This is a genomic window from Fictibacillus sp. NRS-1165, assembly GCF_050468105.1.
GTDB lineage: Bacteria > Bacillota > Bacilli > Bacillales > Fictibacillaceae > Fictibacillus_C > Fictibacillus_C terrinigri.
Map to the genome: position 1 here is coordinate 1 of NZ_JBDPNU010000029.1, position 16,282 is coordinate 16,282.

The following is a 16,282-nucleotide window of genomic DNA, read 5'->3' on the forward strand; positions in this document are numbered from 1 at the left end:
ATTCAGGTTACAGTTCATCAGTAGATCGGTTTTTTAGGTTTCCGAAAACTATTTTTTTGTTAACTAGCCAGCTTATTCTAATGAAATATATCTTTATGTTTTGATACTGCTATTCCCAATAGTCAATAGTTAGAGTAACAAGTGCATAAGGTGGAGATGGGATTTGCCATGTCTTGACCCTAATGATTAAGGTGAAATCATATGCTCCTTCCTCCTTTCTTTTAATGTCAAAGCCTCGGAACAAAATAAATGATAATTTGGGGTCGTTCCATAGTACCCCGTCAAAACGTCACTAATATTTTGAAACAATACTTAAATAACTCGTTTTATTATAAAGTTGACCATATACAAAGGGATTAATTTTTAAGTAAAAGATGATTTTAGTAGCTTTCTACACAACTTCTACACAACTCTTATTTATACTTAACTAAGTAGGGGAGATACCTATTTTATTTTGTTTCCATTCGAAAAAAAGGAGGAAATAAAAGATGAAGACTAAAGAAGGTTTATTTGTATCAACAATCCTTGCTCTTTCACTTGCGTTAGGTGCATGCTCAAATAACGATGGTAACGGCAGTAAGGAACATGACAAAAAACAAATGAATCATAAAGGGATGGACCATTCCAGTTCTGGTGAAGTTCCGAAAGGTTTAAAAGAAGCAAAAAATCCAAAATATGAAGTGGGAAGCCAGGCCATTATTAAAGCGAGTCATATGGAAGGTATGAACGGGGCTAAAGCGACAATTGTGGGTGCCTACGATACAACTGCGTATGTGGTTACTTATACACCAACAACAGGCGGTGACCCTGTTAAATATCACAAGTGGGTGATTCAGGAGGAAATCAAGGATGCAGGAAACAAGTCCCTTAAAACTGGAAAAAAAGTCACACTAAATGCGGACCATATGAAAGGCATGAAGGGAGCTTCGGCCGTGATTGAATCAGCTGAAAAAACCACAGTTTATATGGTTGACTACACTCCAACGACGGGCGGAGAAAAAGTCAAAAATCACAAATGGGTAACAGAAAGCGAATTTCAACCTGAATAAATCGGATCAGAGCGTATCCATTATAAATTGTGACGCTCTCGTTTTATTGTTCTTCTTGCTCAAAATCGGTGATGTTGATGATGCCTATGTCCATCATGGTTCATGTATATCTCTCCAACCTAAACGTCTTGTTAGAGGTTATTATTCCAACGTTTTTTTATTTTGTTCCATTGCTGGCGATAAATAGGCTATAAAGTGCATGAACCATATCTTCCGCTATAATAGTCAATAAGTATTACAGGGAGAGGAAAGAATGAAAACAATTTTAGTGGTTGATGACGAAGATAAGATTCTCGAAGTTGTCTCGTCCTATTTACGAAACGATGGATTTCAAACGATAGAAGCCTCAACAGGACAGGATGCCATAAACCAAGTAAGGAAAGGCCATATTGATTTTATCATTCTAGATCTAATGTTGCCGGATATCACTGGTGAAGACGTTTGTCACATTATCAGGCAAGAAATATCAGTTCCCATTTTAATGTTAACGGCAAAAGTAAAGGAACAAGAGCGAATCAAAGGTCTATCCTTAGGTGCAGATGATTATATGGTCAAACCATTTAGTCCTAAGGAACTTGTGATGAGAGTGAAAACCATATTGAGGAGGGCAAATGAATACGATCTTCTTGCCGATCGTATTTCTTATAATGGTGGTGAGCTAACAATTGACTCAACCTCCAATGAGGTCTTTTTGAACGGAACAGAAGTCAGCTTAACCCCTAAAGAATATAAGACCCTTTTGGTTTTTGCGAGGCATCCTAAACGGACGTTTTCAAGGCATGAGCTCGTTGGAAAAGTCTTAGGATTTAATTACGAAGGGGATCCGCGAGCAATTGATCAGCATATCAAAAACCTCCGGCATAAAATTGAGAAAAATCCTAAACAGCCTCAGTACATTCAAACTGTGTTTGGTTTAGGCTACAAGTTCAAAGGGAGTTCTTATGAAGATTAAGGGATTACATGCTCGTTTAACGATCGTTTTTATCCTTGCAGCCACATCAATACTTCTTATTTCGAGCCTCATTGTTATGTTGGAAGTTCATCACCATTTTAAAATGTTTCAAATCGATGCACCTGAGTTTCGAGCCATAACACCTTTAACCATCCACTTTGAACGAGCGGTTATCGGTTCCATCTTATGGACATCTCTTGGCGTCTTTGTCTTAGTTTGTGTCCTCAGTTATATCGTAGCCAACAGATTGTCCAGACCTCTTATACAGATGAGAATGGCAGCTGAAAAAATGGCAAAAGGAGATCTGGATGTCAGAGTAAACAATCAGGGGAATGATGAATTGAATGAATTGGGACAGTCCTTAAACGAACTTGCTGCACTGCTAAAAAATCAGGAAGCTGTAAGAAAAAACATGACCAGCGACATTGCTCATGAGCTGCGGACACCTTTGGCAACTTTAAAAAGTCATTTAGAGGCGATTGAAGATGGGATTTTTGAAGCTACTCCTGACCGAATGCATTCTTTTAGAGAAGAAATTGAGCGGCTTATTTTGTTAGTACAGGATTTGGAGCAGTTGACCACTTTTGAAGCTCCTGACTTTATTTTAGAAAAGAAACAAGAGGAGCTAGATCTGGTGATCCTACAGAGTATTTCTACCTTAAAGCAGTCGTTTGATCAAAAAGGAGTCGACGTTAAATACTCTGATTCAGTTCGTATCAATCTATGGTTAGATAAAAAACGAATGGTACAACTATTTATTAACCTATTGACCAATGCACTAAAGTTTACACCATCAGGTGGTAATGTAATCATTACAAGCCAGAAAGAACCTGATACTGTCTTCATCACTATTAAAGATACTGGAATCGGAATCCCCGAAGAAGATGTAAAAAAAGTATTTGAGCGTTTTTATCGAAGTGAAAAGTCCAGGAACAGACAATTTGGTGGTAGCGGAATTGGACTTACCATTGCTAAACAACTAGTTGAAGCTCACGGAGGAACAATCTGGATCACCAGTGTCCTCGGGGAGGGAACTACAGTGTATATACGTTTACCTTTAAATAAATAAAGGCTTCTACTCATTCTTTGTGGAGGTCTTCGTTTAGCTTATTACAAAAGTAACGCCAATCGTGGCTGTAATTTTTGGTTTGTTCTTTATTTGTGCCATGTACCTTGGGTTAATGATGAATATTACAGTATCATAAAAAACCAAGAGAGAGTAAACTCTCTTGGTTTTTTTCAGCCTCGCAATACCCTGAATGCCGCTCTTACTTTTCTTGCAAAAGACAATGGCTCATCAATTGATTCAAAATGCATATACATGGCTCTAGGCTCTTCAAATAACCAGTGATTGTGAACGGCGGTCACAATAATATCCCGTTTTCGAAGTTCGGTTAATAAAGGATTAATCTCCTCTTGCAAAAGGACCGTCTCCCCCAAGTTTAAGGCTCGTCCTTTACTATCTACATCTTCAAACGAGAAAAATTGAGGAATAACTAATGGTGACTTTGTCTTTCTTCCTAAAATTGTAAAATTAAGGTTTCGAAATTTTTGTACCAAACAAACACCATTTTCATCCAGACTTCCCATCCCTCCTAGTATTCGGGCGAATTCATGGCAGAGGCTTTTTTTATTGCTCCAATTCAATACGAACACTCTTGCTTGTTCAATTTGAAGGCTTGTCTCACTTTAGACCCTCTATACACACATTATGAAAAAGGAATGTGTATTGTTTGGACAAATCAAAAAAATGAAAAATCCATTGATTAAATAAATCTGCTTTTGACTACCCCTTTCTGCAGGGTTATTCTTTCGTATAGGGGACGGGTACATAACAATATCGCCGTTATCATTTGGCTGTTGGATAAGCACAAACTTGGCGAAAACAGTCCATAAAAAAAGACAGCAGGAAGCTGTCTTTTTTAATTTGGTTCGCCATGAACATGAACATCATATACCCCATAGTCTTTATCCTATTCTTTTCCACAAGGATGACATTTTAAAAACGGGTTATTTTTACAATTCTGTGGCTATAAACTAACAGATAGATTAGTGGAGAGGGGTATGGACCTCCAAAATCTTCAGTACTACATAGAAAACCAGTAGGTGTGATCGGAGCAACCCTGGAGGTTTAGGAAAAGCTTTTTCACAGATGCAAATCAGACAAACACTTGAGGCCATTCAAGCACATGTTCTTCCATTTCAAAAAGTGATGATTTCACAAGTGCCTTAGTGATGAAAAAACCCAACGATATCTTCAGCGATATTTACAGCAATTTCGTCAATGGATGGATAAGACTCCTAATTTAGAATTGAAATAAAATGAGAAATTTATGATCATGTATAATTTTTAGTTGCAGAGTAATCTTCAGCTTTTTTTATTTTCTATAGTCACTTCAAAACAAGCATTAGCAGAACCTTTTCCATTTCCTGCAAGATTTTTACCTTTTGATTGGTAGGCATTCACCCTTATTCATGGTGAACATATGTTAGCAGAAAAGGGAAAGGGTGATTCTATGCGTGGAAATGCGCTTCATTATTTTGCAGGTGGGAACACAGCTAAAGGATATGTTAGTCTATATGACTCTGCATTAAGGGGTTTAAACCGTGTGTTTTTACTTCAAGGGGGGTTACGTTCCGATAAATCTGCTTTCGTGAATACAATAGGTGAAACCTTAAGAGCTGAAGGCCATACTATTGAATATTTGCACTGTGCATCTAATAATGAGTGGTCAGAAGGGTTAATTGTTCCCGATGCCGGTGTTGCAATCATTGATGATGCAGTGCCTGATATTCGCAAGCACATAGCAAGCGAAAATCTGCAAGTAACCATTCTTGAAAGTGAATGGGCCGCTAAATATCCCTCTGAAAATAATGATGAAATCCATCAGCTTCAGATGGACATCTGTGCAAAATTTGAAAAAGCATATACAACATTTGCGGAATCACTTAAAGCACATGATGACATTGAAGATATCTATATCGCTAACATGAGTTTTGCTAAAGCCGACCAATTGACAAATGAGCTGATTGATCTTTTCTATGGAGAGGAGACAGCTGAAAAAACTTCAAATGTAAAACATCGGTTCCTTGGTGCTGCAACTCCAAATGGCGCGGTTGACTATGTCCAAAATCTAACAGAAAGTATTGGGAAACGTTATTTTATTAAAGGCAGAGCGGGGTCGGGGAAATCCACAATGCTTAAGAGGATTGCAGCTGCTGGAGAAGAAAAGGGATACGATGTTGAGATCTACCACTGCGGATTTGATCCGAACAGTTTGGACATGGTCATTCTTCGTGAAAAAGGCATCGCCATATTTGATAGTACAGCCCCTCATGAATACGATCCTGATCGGGAAACAGATGAGATCATAGATATGTACGAAGCTTGTATTACCCCTGGTACGGATGAAACGTTCGCCGCAGAAATCGAAAGAACCACTAAACCTTATAAAGACAAAATGAAGGAAGCCATCTCTTATTTGGCGGAAGCAAGAAACATGATGGTTCAGTTGGAGGGTCTTAAAAGTATAAGGAACTCTGCTAGATCTGTTAATCTTTATGGTTTAGTGGAAAAGGAGATCAAACAGATCTTGAAACAGTATAAGTAAAAATAGAACTAACGTATATTTAACTCTGCTTGTTGATCGTGTACGACTTGACATAAGTTTTAAACTCTGAGATAAATGACTAAGAAGATTAAAAATTATATGCCAGAATTTCGGAATATATGAGGTGGAACTACTGCTTCTAGAATAAATTCCGTGCCGCTTACGATCCGATGGAAGCTTCTATCGGTTTATATCAGCAAATCAAAAAGCGAACGCCAATACGGGGTTCGCTTTTTTTACATAATGTATTTTTGGGGGAATAGAAAGTATAACCATTCATAATGAGGAGAAAGAAAGCCTATGATACTGATTGGAGTAACGGGGTGGGGGGACCACCAGTCATTATATCCGGAAGGAACGAAATCCACTGAAAAATTAAAGCTGTACAGCGGGTTTTTTCCAGTGGTCGAAGTGGATTCCTCGTTCTATGCCATCCAGCCGCTGAAGAACTACCAAAAATGGATCAAAGATACCCCGGACCGCTTTTCTTTTATCATAAAAGCCTACCAAGGGATGACCGGGCATTCCAGAGGGAAAATTCCTTTCGAATCCACAAAAGAGATGTTCGATTTATTTAAAGCCTCCATTCAGCCTGTACGCGAGGCCGGGAAGATGAAGGCTGTACTCTTTCAATATCCGCCTTGGTTTGAATGCAATAAGGAAAGTGTGCAGATGCTAAGGTTTACGAGAGAAATGATGGAGGATATTCCGGTTGCGCTCGAATTTCGCCATCAATCATGGTTCTTGCCTGAGATGAGGGAAAGGACCCTGGAATTTATGCGGGATGAACGCTGGATCCACACGATTTGTGATGAACCTCAAGCGGGTCAGGGTTCCGTTCCTTCCGTAATTGAACCGACGTCTAAGGACCTGACGATTATCCGGCTGCATGGAAGGAATGTTCATGGATGGAACAATCATGGACAAGAGAACTGGAGAGAAGTTCGATATTTGTATCGGTACAATAAGGAAGAATTGACGGAATGGAAGAGGCATGTGGAGTCATTAAAAGAACGTACGAAGGAGATTGTCGTGCTGTTTAACAACAATTCTGGCGGGGATGCAGCAGATAACGCGAGACAGTTTATTGATATGCTGGGCCTCAATTATGAGGGGCTGTCTCCAAGACAGCTTGATTTGTTTTAAAACAAAGGCAATAGAGTTTACAATGGCCTGCTGCGCTAAGGGCAGGTTCTTATGGTTCAGGGGGCACTATGTTAAATACATTAAAAATTTATCACACCAATGATGTACACAGCCATTTTGAGTTTTGGCCGCGGATTGTTAAACAGATCCACACGGAACGTAGGGAGGCCTCTGCAAAGGGGCATTCTCTATTTTATTTTGATTGCGGAGATTTTATGGACCGTGCCAATCCACTGACAGAAGGGACATTAGGACAAGGAAATACGCTCCTTCTTAATCAAGCTGGTGCAGATGCAGTTACCATTGGCAATAATGAAGGCATTACACTTACAAAAGAAGAACTGAACGCTCTTTATACTCAAGCAGATTTCCCGATACTGGCGGCTAACCTTTTTGATGAAAATGGAGAACGCCCTCATTGGGCAAAAGTTACTGAGGTGTTCACGACAGGTGATGGGCTTCGGATCGGGGTTGCTGGAGTCACTGTAGCTTTTCAGGCCTTTTATCATTCATTAGGCTGGCAGGTAGAGGATCCATTCAAATATCTCCCTGAAATTATTGCTGAATTGAGAAAAAATTGTGATCTTGTCGTTGTTTTATCCCACCTGGGCTTAAACTTTGATGAGAGGATGGCTCAGGAAATCAAAGGAATTGACCTCATTCTTGGTGCCCATACCCACCATGTGCTTCCAGAAGGAAAAATGATAAATGGAACACTGGTCGCACAAACCGGAAAATTTGGCGTATATCTCGGTGAAATCACCATTGAGTATGAGCCGGCAACTAAAAAAATCACATCAAAGCGTGCGGGGCTTATCGATCTGTCTGACAAAGCAGAAGACAGTGGAGGAGCTGAGCTTCTTCTAGAACTCAAGCAAAGAGGAGAGAAGGTGCTGGAAACGGAAGTTGCCATTTTGCAGGAACCCCTTCATATCTCATGGTACGAACCATCCCCTTTTGCCCAGCTGATGGCGGATGCGCTGAAAGAATGGTCCAAGACCTCTTATTCGATGGTTAATTCCGGAATTATTTTAGAGAGTCTGCCTGCTGGTCGTGTCACAAAAGGAGACCTCCATCGCATTTGTCCACATCCCATTAATCCATGCATCGTCGATTTGACCGGAGATGAGATCAAGGAGATCGTCCAAGCGGGTTTAAGCTTAGAGATGATCCACAAGGAAGTGAGAGGATTCGGCTTTAGAGGGAAGGTCATGGGCCGTATGGCGTTTTCAGGGATCAGAGTAGAAGAAACGATACTTGATGACCAGCAGGTTCATCTCAGAAGGATTTGGATGAATGGTGAACCTGTTAAGGATGAACAAGTTTACAAAGTCACCGTTATTGATATGTTTACATTCGGGAAATTTTACCCCGAAATTGCCAGAAATAAAACAAAAAGGTTTATGCTGCCTGAAACACTTCGGGATCTCCTTGAATGGAAACTGAGGACAGGGATTGGGCAGTAGTGGACGCACTCTTTCTCCTTTGGTACATACAATATAGGAGGAAAGGGGTGTAGAACATGATTGAATTAAACCCGGTAATCATTGACGGACATCCATTTACCGCGGTTACCGTCCAGCTGCCGAAAACAAGCCTGCTAGCTGTTTATAATGACAAAGGGTATATCATGTGCGGGGCATTGGACGTCGCCCTCTTGAACGAAAAGCTCTCAGACCGTAAGATCATTGCCGGAAGAGCCGTAGGTGTGCGCACCATCGATCAGTTGATCAACGCGCCGCTCGAATCCATTACAACTGAAGCTTATGCCATTGGCATTGAAGTTGGAATGGCCGGTAGGGATGCTTTGCTGAAAATGGTATAAAGAAAAACTGTACTCCATTTCTGGGTACAGTTTTTAGATTTTGCTTCGGTCTCTCATCACCTTAAGGGAGATGAGGTTAAAACAAAGCACTCCGCTCATGACTTGTATACGCTTTGAATTGCTGGTCAGGATGTATACCAATAGAAGATAGATTCCGCTTACAAAAAAGGCAACCTGCAAGTAATACATCCACTGTATTAGCCTTTTGAAATCCAAGGTCATCCCCCCTGTATTTCAATCCCGAGTTAACTTTATATTCAGTATAACAATGATGTGAAGAAAATGGATATAATTTTTAATTTTGTAATTAAATTGAGACAAATGATTTTATCTTGAAAACGATGCAAGAGAGACTCTTTTAAGGTAGGATATAGGATAGTAATAATGTAAAGTGAGGTGCCCCGGTGAAATGAAACAATATTTGAATCTACTGCAAGACACGCTGGAGAATGGAACAAGGAAAGAAGACCGTACGGGAACAGGGACCATATCTGTTTTTGGAAGGCAGATGAGATACGACCTCCAAGAGGGATTTCCGGTAGTTACCACTAAAAAACTTCATTTACGGTCCATCATACATGAGCTTCTTTGGTTTTTAAAAGGTGATACGAATATTGCCTATCTTCAACAGAACGGAGTTTCAATATGGGATCAATGGGCTGACGAAAACGGGGATTTAGGTCCTGTCTACGGCCATCAATGGCGTTCATGGCAGACGCCAAACGGTGAGACGATCGATCAGATCTCCAACCTGATCCATGATATCAAGCATAACCCGGATTCCAGAAGGCTCTTAGTTTCAGCATGGAATCCTTCTGATGTTCCAAAAATGGCCCTTCCGCCATGCCATACCCTTTTTCAATTTTATGTTGCTGACGGAAAATTATCCTGCCAGCTTTATCAGCGTTCTGCAGATCTGTTTCTTGGCGTGCCTTTTAATATCGCCTCTTATGCGCTGTTAACGATGATGATTGCTCAAGTATGCGGCTTGAAGCCGAGTGAATTTATACATACGGTCGGTGACGCGCATATTTATTTAAACCATTTGGATCAGGTGAAGCTGCAGCTTACCAGAGAGCCTAAACCTCTGCCTGTGATGAAAATAAATCCAGAAGTCACTTCTATTTTTGATTTCAAATTTGAGGATTTTGAGCTTTTGAATTACGAGCATCATCCACGGATTAAAGGTGAGGTGTCCGTATGATTTCCTTTGTATTTGCTATGGATGAGAACGGGCTGATCGGAAACCGCAACGAACTTCCCTGGCATCTTCCAGCAGATCTGCAGTATTTTAAGAAAGTAACGATGGGCAAGCCGATCGTAATGGGCCGCAAAACTTTCGACTCCATCGGCAAACCCCTTCCCGGGCGTGAGAATATCATTTTGACAAGAAATGAATCATTTCAGGCAGAAGGATGTACGATCATTCACTCGGTACAGCAAGCATTGGAGCGGAAGGAAGAAGAAGTATGTGTAATTGGCGGAGCCGAAGTTTTTTCATTGTTCATGCCTTATGTCCAGCGAATGTACATCACCAAAATCAACGAAAGCTTTCAAGGTGATACGTATTTCCCGGAAATCGATGAATCTGAATGGAAGCTGGTTTCTGAAACACCCGGCATTGTAGATGGGAAAAATAAGTACTCACACGATTTTCTTGTGATGGAAAAAATTTAACCTTTTCAAACAAAAGCCACCCGCCTGTGAACAGCGGGTGGTTTTTTTCTTAACGACGCAACCGCGAGGCTGTCCGCTCCTGCCTTTCCCATGCACGCAAGTAGGGATAGGGATCAAAGGCCCATTCGGTATACCCGTTGTCTCTATACATGCCATAATGCAAGTGGGGAGGGAATTTGCCTGAAGTGCCGGGTGGGCCATACCCAGAGCTTCCTACATAACCGACAACCATACCAGGCTCTACGATCGATCCTTTTTCAATGGATTTATTGAAACTGGACAGATGTGCAAAATAGTGATAAACATTATTGATGTCACGAATCCCGATCCGCCAGCCGCCAAATCGGTTCCAGCCCTTTATTTCGATGATTCCGTAAGATGTTGCTTTTACAGGGACACCATAGTCTGCAAAAATATCGGTTCCTTCATGAATGCGCAGGCCGCCATATCCCCTGCGGTCCCCCCATGTATTTCTAAAGCTGTAATTGGATCGGAGAGGCACGACAAAGGCATGCTTATTAAGCGCAACTGTGCCATAGGCTTTATAGATTTCAGCATTCTCCATTATGATACTTACGGCCTTATCCCTTCTGTAGAACTCCCAAAGCCCGATCCTAAAATTTTCTTCATCGAACCCATACTTTTGGATAATGTTAGAAAACGTGTACAGCAAGTCTTCGTCATTATTTCGGTCGGCAAATCCATCATTATTTCCATCCATGCCGGCACCGCCAAAGATTCGAATCGAATCCGGGCTTTTGTCATCCATGTTCGGATTTAACGGGCCGGACCATTGAATAGGCGAGAAATAAATGCCGACTAATCCCGAAGCTTTAGGCAGGTCTTTTCTGGCACGGCGTACACTCCGTTCATATTGGTCGACACCTGCATAGTAATACCAGGGAATGTGCGTTACCGTTTCCATCTTTTTATATAATGCCAGTCTCTGAACATCTTCTTGGTTATAGGTTCGTGCTGCCAAGGCTTCCTGCTCTGGTAAAATGAATCCGATCAAGGAAGCAAACAAAAAAAGTCTTAGCCAAGTTTTCATGGTGAGCATCTCCACTCCTTTTCTGCATCATATCCTTAGTTTGGTTGGTAAAAGAAATTTCATATTATATAAATGATGGAAATATCATGGATTGGAGTTTTCTCGCCAGTTATGTTAAAGTTTCTAATGTATCTCTACTTTTAAAAGCACACTGTTTTTATGTGCAGGACGATGAATTGGAGTGAGGATTTTGGCTAAGAAGGAAGAGCACATCCGTAAACCGGAATGGCTAAAAATAAAGCTGAACACAAACGATAACTATAAAGGCCTCAAAAAAATGATGCGCGAGAAGAAACTACATACCGTTTGTGAAGAAGCGCGCTGCCCGAACATCCACGAGTGCTGGGCAGTAAGAAAAACGGCAACCTTCATGATTCTTGGTGATGTTTGTACCCGTGCCTGCCGTTTTTGTGCAGTTAAGACGGGATTGCCGACAGAACTGGACCTTCAGGAGCCGGAACGCGTAGCGGAATCCGTTGAACAGATGGGATTAAAGCACGTGGTGATTACCGCTGTTGCCCGAGACGATTTAAAAGATGGAGGCGCCGCTGTTTTCGCGGAAACGGTTAGAGCGATTCGAAGACGCAATCCATTCTGTTCCATTGAAGTTCTGCCATCCGATATGATGGGAGTTCAGGAAAACCTTGCCGTACTAATGGATGCCAAACCAGACATCATGAACCATAATATTGAGACGGTAAGACGCTTGACTCCAAGAGTCAGAGCGCGCGCCACGTACGAGCGCACGCTTGAGTTCCTGCGCCGTGCAAAAGAAATGAACGAAAATATTCCTACAAAATCAAGCATCATGATCGGCCTTGGGGAAACTTGGGAAGAAATTATTGAAACGTTTGATGATCTTCGTGCGAACAACGTTGATATTGTGACTGTAGGGCAATACCTTCAGCCGACGAAAAAACATTTAAAAGTTCAAAAATATTACCATCCAGACGAATTTGCAGAGCTTCGCAAAATCGCGCTCAGCAAAGGATTTAAGCATTGTGAAGCAGGCCCGCTTGTCCGTTCTTCTTACCATGCAGATGAACAAGTGAACGCTGCCAACAAAGCCGTTCAGAGCAACTAATAAGAAAAAGCCGGAAATCCGGCTTTTTTTGTTTTGCGGAATATGTTTTATATTTATCTTTTCATGTTATTCATCTTGCTGTGCATTTCGCCTTTCATCTCTCCGTTCTGGTTTTCTCCATCGCTGACTTTGTACCCTTGCGGAGATTTTTTCATCTGTGCGATTAAGCGGTCGATAATTCCCTCAGCATTTTCTGTATCATAGTTGACGGAACGATACTGTTCGAGTTTGCCGATCATTCCTTTTTTATCGGAAACGTAAACATGATAATAGCGCGGAACAACGGAAAAAGCGGTTCTCTTTACGCTATCTGCCATCGCGATGCGATTTTTGCTGGTTGTTTCATAAGCCATAAGTACCTCTTCATCTGTAACAAGAACTGCCATGTCTTTAATGTTTGGAAGGCGCACGGCCATGTCAGTGATCATGTCAGCCAGCTTTTGGCGATCCATTTTTGGTATTTGATTGGAAGTAAGAGGTTTTCTGTTCTCTCCCTTGAATTCATGGCGTACAAAGCCGAAATCCCCATATCTTCTGTCGGTTCCCATGGTGTTATTTTCGTTTTTATAATTTTTGTAGCTGGTGTTCGAAAATTTATAGCCGCTTGTCGTTTCTTTTCTCGTGTCGTCATCCGAGCACGCAGCGGTAAACAGGGCAAAGGTTAAGATCATCAATGCAGTAAATCTTTTATTCATGTGATTCACCTCCTTATCCTTAGGTTGACCACAATAAAAAACTTTTTACAAAGAAATTGTTGGCTGTATTTTTAAGGGACATGGTAAAATATATAGGTGAGGTGAGTTCATGATTTGTATTGGTGAGCATTGCTACGAACTAATAGAAAATAATAAAGAGGCCTTTGACGAGGAACAGCTGAAGTCAAGGTACAGCGAAATTTTACATAAGTATGATTATCTTGTCGGCGATATTGGCTATGAACAGCTCAGGCTGCGTGGGTTTTTTGAAGATGGGCATGATAAAGCGACGTATGATACGAAGATCAGCACCCTTCCTGAATACATTTATGAGTATTGTAACTTCGGCTGCCCTTATTTTGTGCTGAAGAAAATAACCCCCTGATGATCGGGGGCTATCAGCCTGCCTTATTTAAAGTTTTGGTAAGGTTCTTCTGAATCTTCTCCTGGATCGTCATGCGTAGTATGAGCACCGGGATATTGGCGTTCCATTCCGGCATGAAGATTTTTATACTCATAATTAAAGGCACTGTAATACCGCTGATTTTCTTTCCAGGGAGTGGATTTGCCGAGCTTCGCATTGATCGGTGATCCGTAGGGCCCTTCAGGAAAGTCCTCAGGCAGGACATAGCGCCTTCCGGTTTCCACATTGGAGAAATCTGTATACGTTTCTTTATCCTTGTTATACAAAGTAACCATTCCCTTCAGGCAGGTGAAGGATAGAAGATACTCTATCCTTTTTTTAAACTGCCCAGGGTTCGGCTTTTTTTGTGTGGGTAATTTTTCCGCTCATTATAAGGTTTCGTAAAGGAACTCCCGAAGCTCCTGTGCGTCTTCCTCACTAAGCTGAAAAACATGCTCCAAGTAGCCCTCTTCCGCAAGGTCATCTTCTCCTATGATGGAAAAACGGCTTCCCTGCAGATCAAGTATCAGGCTTTTTCCGTAATGCCTTCCTGTTTTAACGATGGCGAGGTCAAATCGGGTATTCGTTCCCATAAAACTTACGAAACGCGTCTCAGATTTTTCCGTATCGTCATATAGAAAAAAGCGTTCTTCTGCCACATTCAGTCCTCCTTGCCGCAAGGGCTTTTCCCTTTTACTTTTTCATGATAGCAGACAACTCTTTAGAAGAAAATAGGCCGGTGCTTTCGTTGTTCCCTTTACTTTTTGTGATAAACTAAAAAGGACTATGCAAAATGACAAGGCAGGGTGAGACCTATGTATTTCGTTGACAGAAAAAAGATTGAACACCACTTGGAATATCTGGAATTTCTGCTTGAACAGGCAAAAAAACTGGCCGGGAAGGAAAGTGATGCTGAAAAACTGGCACTTGAGCGGGCAGCACATGTAATCATTGAAAGCATGATTGATGTAGGCAATTCGATGATTGACGGTTTTATTATGAGAGACCCAGGCAGTTATGAAGACATATTGGACATCCTTGAAGACGAAAAAGTCATCAGTGCAGAAAATGCTGAACGATTAAAAAAGGTGATAGCATTGCGAAAAATGCTTGTTCAGCAATTCGCGAGTGTCAGCCACAAAGAAATATCTGAAGTTCTTATAGAAAATGCAGGATCGATCGAAAGCTTTCCTTCAGATGTAAGGCGTTACATTGAACAAGAACTGGGACCTGTTTCTGCTTTCCTCCCCGACGATCAGCAGAACTAACAGAGCAATTGTATTTCTAAACATTTTTGTTTAGAATGTACTTTTGCTAGCAAATGCTGTAAGATAATGGTAAGGAAGGTGATGATTTATGGCTATGGCTAACAACACCTCTACCCGTTCAGAAATCATTCATATGCTTAAGCGCTATAGAAAGTTAACGGTTACTGAAATGGCCGGCCGTCTTGGCATTACAGAGATGGCTGTAAGGCGCCACTTAAATACATTAGAGAGAGACAGACTCGTTGAATCCACCCTGGTCCGCCAGGCAATGGGACGGCCGCTGAATGTGTATCAGCTTTCCGAAACTGCGGACGAACAATTTCCACGCAATTATTCCGGACTGACCGTTGAGTTTATGAGAGACATTCAGGAGATTGCCGGTGAAAAAGCTGTGCAGGAACTTTTTGTCCGCCGTGAAAACCGCTTAAATGAAAAGTATAAGAAACGGATGGAGAACAAAAGCTTCGAGCAAAAAGTGGCTGAACTAGCCGATATTCAAAATGAAGCCGGCTATATGGTCGAATGGGAAAAAACAGACAACGGCCAATATGAATTAAAAGAATTTAATTGCCCGATCGCAAAAGTGGCAAACGAATATCAGCATGCCTGTTCATGTGAGCTTTCTTTGTTCCAGAGAATGCTTGGTACAGACCATGTGGAACGCACTGAATGCCTTGCAAAAGGCGGCTCGTATTGCAAATATTTGATTTCCGAAGAGAAGAACGCTTAAAACCCTACTGGCTGATCGGCCAATAGGGTTTATTTTTTATTGGATTTTTAAAATTCATCCGCCCTTCATTCTGGCCTTCTGTTGTTGTTCTAAAGACTTCAGGAAGTTATGTGCACATCGGTTCCACCAGTAAGGCCTGAAACTGCCATAGAGCCTCCCTATTGAACGGAACTGAGTAGATACTCAAAAGTATACTGTCTCCGGCAGGATCGGCCGCTTTTGCCCAGCGCTGTGTGGTTTGGGCTGATTGGAATAAGACAAAAGCTTCGTTCGATAATAAAAGTGGCCATTTCGATAATAAAAAGATCAGGCGATCCTCTCTCTGCCTGATCCTTTTAGAGGAAAACGATACAAAAGGGCAGCAACTGAGGCTTTTCCGGCAAAATACGAATGATTTTGAGTTAATTTACATCGAGAGGGATATTTCCGCCTTAATTGGTTTGAAAAAGTGGCATATTTACTCGCAAAATAGCTCCACCACAGAATTTATGTTCAAATGTACGGATGTATGTCCAAAAATTGCGACTTTATGTACAGAAGATCGGAATTATGTTCAAAAACTGCCCATTTATGTTCAAAACGTTTATACACGATACCATCCGACAGGATTCGTTGCATTCATTTTTTTCAGGATAATCAAGCAAGCAGCCCTCACTCATCAGGCACCCAACTGGCGAGTCTGCCACTGCATAAACATCACCCAAAAAAACAGCGACCAATACTCTATCTAAATGACATATCATCATTTTTCGTTTCTCAGCTGTATTACCCTTCCGGTATGATTTTAAAAA

At 41.3% G+C, this 16,282-nt stretch carries 19 protein-coding genes and 1 pseudogene; 14 read left to right on the forward strand and 6 right to left on the reverse strand.

The genetic code is table 11. The annotated features are described in order from the left end of the window. Positions 1-488 precede the first annotated feature (488 nt). The 3 genes from ABHN01_RS14190 (at position 489) to ABHN01_RS14200 (ending at position 3,070) form a co-directional block, all read left to right on the forward strand. The gene (locus tag ABHN01_RS14190) at positions 489-1,049 is read left to right on the forward strand and encodes a YdhK family protein (RefSeq protein ID WP_429876091.1); all 561 of its coding nucleotides are present in this window, start codon (positions 489-491) and stop codon (positions 1,047-1,049) included. Positions 1,050-1,302: 253 nt separating this feature from the next. After that, positions 1,303-2,001 carry a response regulator transcription factor gene (locus tag ABHN01_RS14195; protein ID WP_429876092.1) on the forward strand — a complete coding sequence of 233 codons (699 nt, stop codon included), beginning with the start codon at positions 1,303-1,305 and terminating at the stop codon, positions 1,999-2,001. Beyond that, entirely contained in the window at positions 1,991-3,070 is a 1,080-nt protein-coding gene (locus ABHN01_RS14200; RefSeq protein WP_429876093.1) for a sensor histidine kinase, read from the forward strand. The genes ABHN01_RS14195 and ABHN01_RS14200 overlap by 11 nt, the downstream gene beginning before the upstream one ends. Before the next feature lie 170 nt (positions 3,071-3,240). Here the strand turns inward: ABHN01_RS14200 and ABHN01_RS14205 are convergent, their stop codons facing one another. Beyond that, a complete protein-coding gene (locus ABHN01_RS14205) occupies positions 3,241-3,648 on the reverse strand; it encodes a DUF1259 domain-containing protein (protein ID WP_429876094.1) in 408 nt (135 codons plus the stop codon). 422 nt (positions 3,649-4,070) lie between these two features. Here ABHN01_RS14205 and ABHN01_RS14210 point away from each other — a divergent pair. The 5 genes and pseudogenes from ABHN01_RS14210 to ABHN01_RS14230 all read left to right on the forward strand — a co-directional run. Next, a pseudogene (locus tag ABHN01_RS14210) lies at positions 4,071-4,322 on the forward strand (NADPH-dependent FMN reductase); the annotation flags it as partial. A gap of 195 nt (positions 4,323-4,517) precedes the next feature. Further along, on the forward strand, positions 4,518-5,612 hold the full coding sequence (locus ABHN01_RS14215; RefSeq protein ID WP_429876095.1) for a hypothetical protein: 1,095 nt from the start codon (positions 4,518-4,520) through the stop codon (positions 5,610-5,612). A 300-nt stretch (positions 5,613-5,912) separates the two neighbouring features. After that, positions 5,913-6,758 carry a DUF72 domain-containing protein gene (locus ABHN01_RS14220; RefSeq protein WP_429876096.1) on the forward strand — a complete coding sequence of 282 codons (846 nt, stop codon included), beginning with the start codon at positions 5,913-5,915 and terminating at the stop codon, positions 6,756-6,758. Between the two features lie 68 nt (positions 6,759-6,826). After that, positions 6,827-8,224, forward strand: coding sequence for a bifunctional metallophosphatase/5'-nucleotidase (locus tag ABHN01_RS14225; protein ID WP_429876097.1), 1,398 nt, complete (start codon positions 6,827-6,829; stop codon positions 8,222-8,224). A gap of 56 nt (positions 8,225-8,280) precedes the next feature. After that, complete coding sequence (locus ABHN01_RS14230; RefSeq protein WP_290398457.1) at positions 8,281-8,583, forward strand: YunC family protein; 303 nt, start codon at positions 8,281-8,283, stop codon at positions 8,581-8,583. 33 nt (positions 8,584-8,616) lie between these two features. Here ABHN01_RS14230 and ABHN01_RS14235 read toward each other — a convergent pair whose 3' ends face one another. Continuing rightward, positions 8,617-8,799 carry a hypothetical protein gene (locus tag ABHN01_RS14235; protein WP_429876098.1) on the reverse strand — a complete coding sequence of 61 codons (183 nt, stop codon included), beginning with the start codon at positions 8,797-8,799 and terminating at the stop codon, positions 8,617-8,619. Positions 8,800-8,992: 193 nt separating this feature from the next. Here ABHN01_RS14235 and ABHN01_RS14240 point away from each other — a divergent pair, with 193 nt between their 5' ends. Both ABHN01_RS14240 and ABHN01_RS14245 read left to right on the forward strand, forming a co-directional pair. Next, positions 8,993-9,787, forward strand: coding sequence for a thymidylate synthase (locus tag ABHN01_RS14240; RefSeq protein ID WP_429876099.1), 795 nt, complete (start codon positions 8,993-8,995; stop codon positions 9,785-9,787). Next, positions 9,784-10,260, forward strand: coding sequence for a dihydrofolate reductase (locus tag ABHN01_RS14245; protein ID WP_429876100.1), 477 nt, complete (start codon positions 9,784-9,786; stop codon positions 10,258-10,260). Before ABHN01_RS14240 ends, ABHN01_RS14245 begins: the two co-directional genes overlap by 4 nt. Positions 10,261-10,309: 49 nt before the next feature. Here ABHN01_RS14245 and ABHN01_RS14250 read toward each other — a convergent pair whose 3' ends face one another. Next, positions 10,310-11,311, reverse strand: coding sequence for a M23 family metallopeptidase (locus tag ABHN01_RS14250; protein ID WP_429876101.1), 1,002 nt, complete (start codon positions 11,309-11,311; stop codon positions 10,310-10,312). Positions 11,312-11,501: 190 nt separating this feature from the next. Between ABHN01_RS14250 and lipA the strand changes: the two genes are divergently transcribed. Continuing rightward, positions 11,502-12,395, forward strand: a complete 894-nt coding sequence (gene lipA / locus ABHN01_RS14255) for a lipoyl synthase (RefSeq protein ID WP_429876102.1) — start codon at positions 11,502-11,504, stop codon at positions 12,393-12,395. A gap of 53 nt (positions 12,396-12,448) precedes the next feature. On the opposite strand, the gene ABHN01_RS14260 is transcribed toward lipA, so the two are convergent. Then, the gene (locus ABHN01_RS14260) at positions 12,449-13,090 is read right to left on the reverse strand and encodes a YhcN/YlaJ family sporulation lipoprotein (protein WP_429876103.1); all 642 of its coding nucleotides are present in this window, start codon (positions 13,088-13,090) and stop codon (positions 12,449-12,451) included. Between the two features lie 109 nt (positions 13,091-13,199). Between ABHN01_RS14260 and ABHN01_RS14265 the strand changes: the two genes are divergently transcribed. Continuing rightward, the gene (locus ABHN01_RS14265; RefSeq protein WP_290398464.1) at positions 13,200-13,475 is read left to right on the forward strand and encodes a YutD family protein; all 276 of its coding nucleotides are present in this window, start codon (positions 13,200-13,202) and stop codon (positions 13,473-13,475) included. Positions 13,476-13,498: 23 nt separating this feature from the next. On the opposite strand, the gene ABHN01_RS14270 is transcribed toward ABHN01_RS14265, so the two are convergent. Together ABHN01_RS14270 and ABHN01_RS14275 are read right to left on the reverse strand one after the other, a co-directional pair. After that, positions 13,499-13,789 carry a hypothetical protein gene (locus ABHN01_RS14270; protein WP_429876104.1) on the reverse strand — a complete coding sequence of 97 codons (291 nt, stop codon included), beginning with the start codon at positions 13,787-13,789 and terminating at the stop codon, positions 13,499-13,501. 93 nt (positions 13,790-13,882) lie between these two features. Beyond that, positions 13,883-14,152 carry a DUF3055 domain-containing protein gene (locus ABHN01_RS14275; RefSeq protein ID WP_290398466.1) on the reverse strand — a complete coding sequence of 90 codons (270 nt, stop codon included), beginning with the start codon at positions 14,150-14,152 and terminating at the stop codon, positions 13,883-13,885. Between the two features lie 156 nt (positions 14,153-14,308). Here ABHN01_RS14275 and ABHN01_RS14280 point away from each other — a divergent pair, with 156 nt between their 5' ends. Beyond that, positions 14,309-14,761, forward strand: a complete 453-nt coding sequence (locus ABHN01_RS14280; RefSeq protein ID WP_429876105.1) for a DUF86 domain-containing protein — start codon at positions 14,309-14,311, stop codon at positions 14,759-14,761. A gap of 88 nt (positions 14,762-14,849) precedes the next feature. Next, positions 14,850-15,491 (forward strand): helix-turn-helix transcriptional regulator, encoded by a 642-nt coding sequence (locus ABHN01_RS14285; protein ID WP_429876106.1) that lies wholly within the window; start codon positions 14,850-14,852, stop codon positions 15,489-15,491. Positions 15,492-16,282 lie beyond the last annotated feature (791 nt).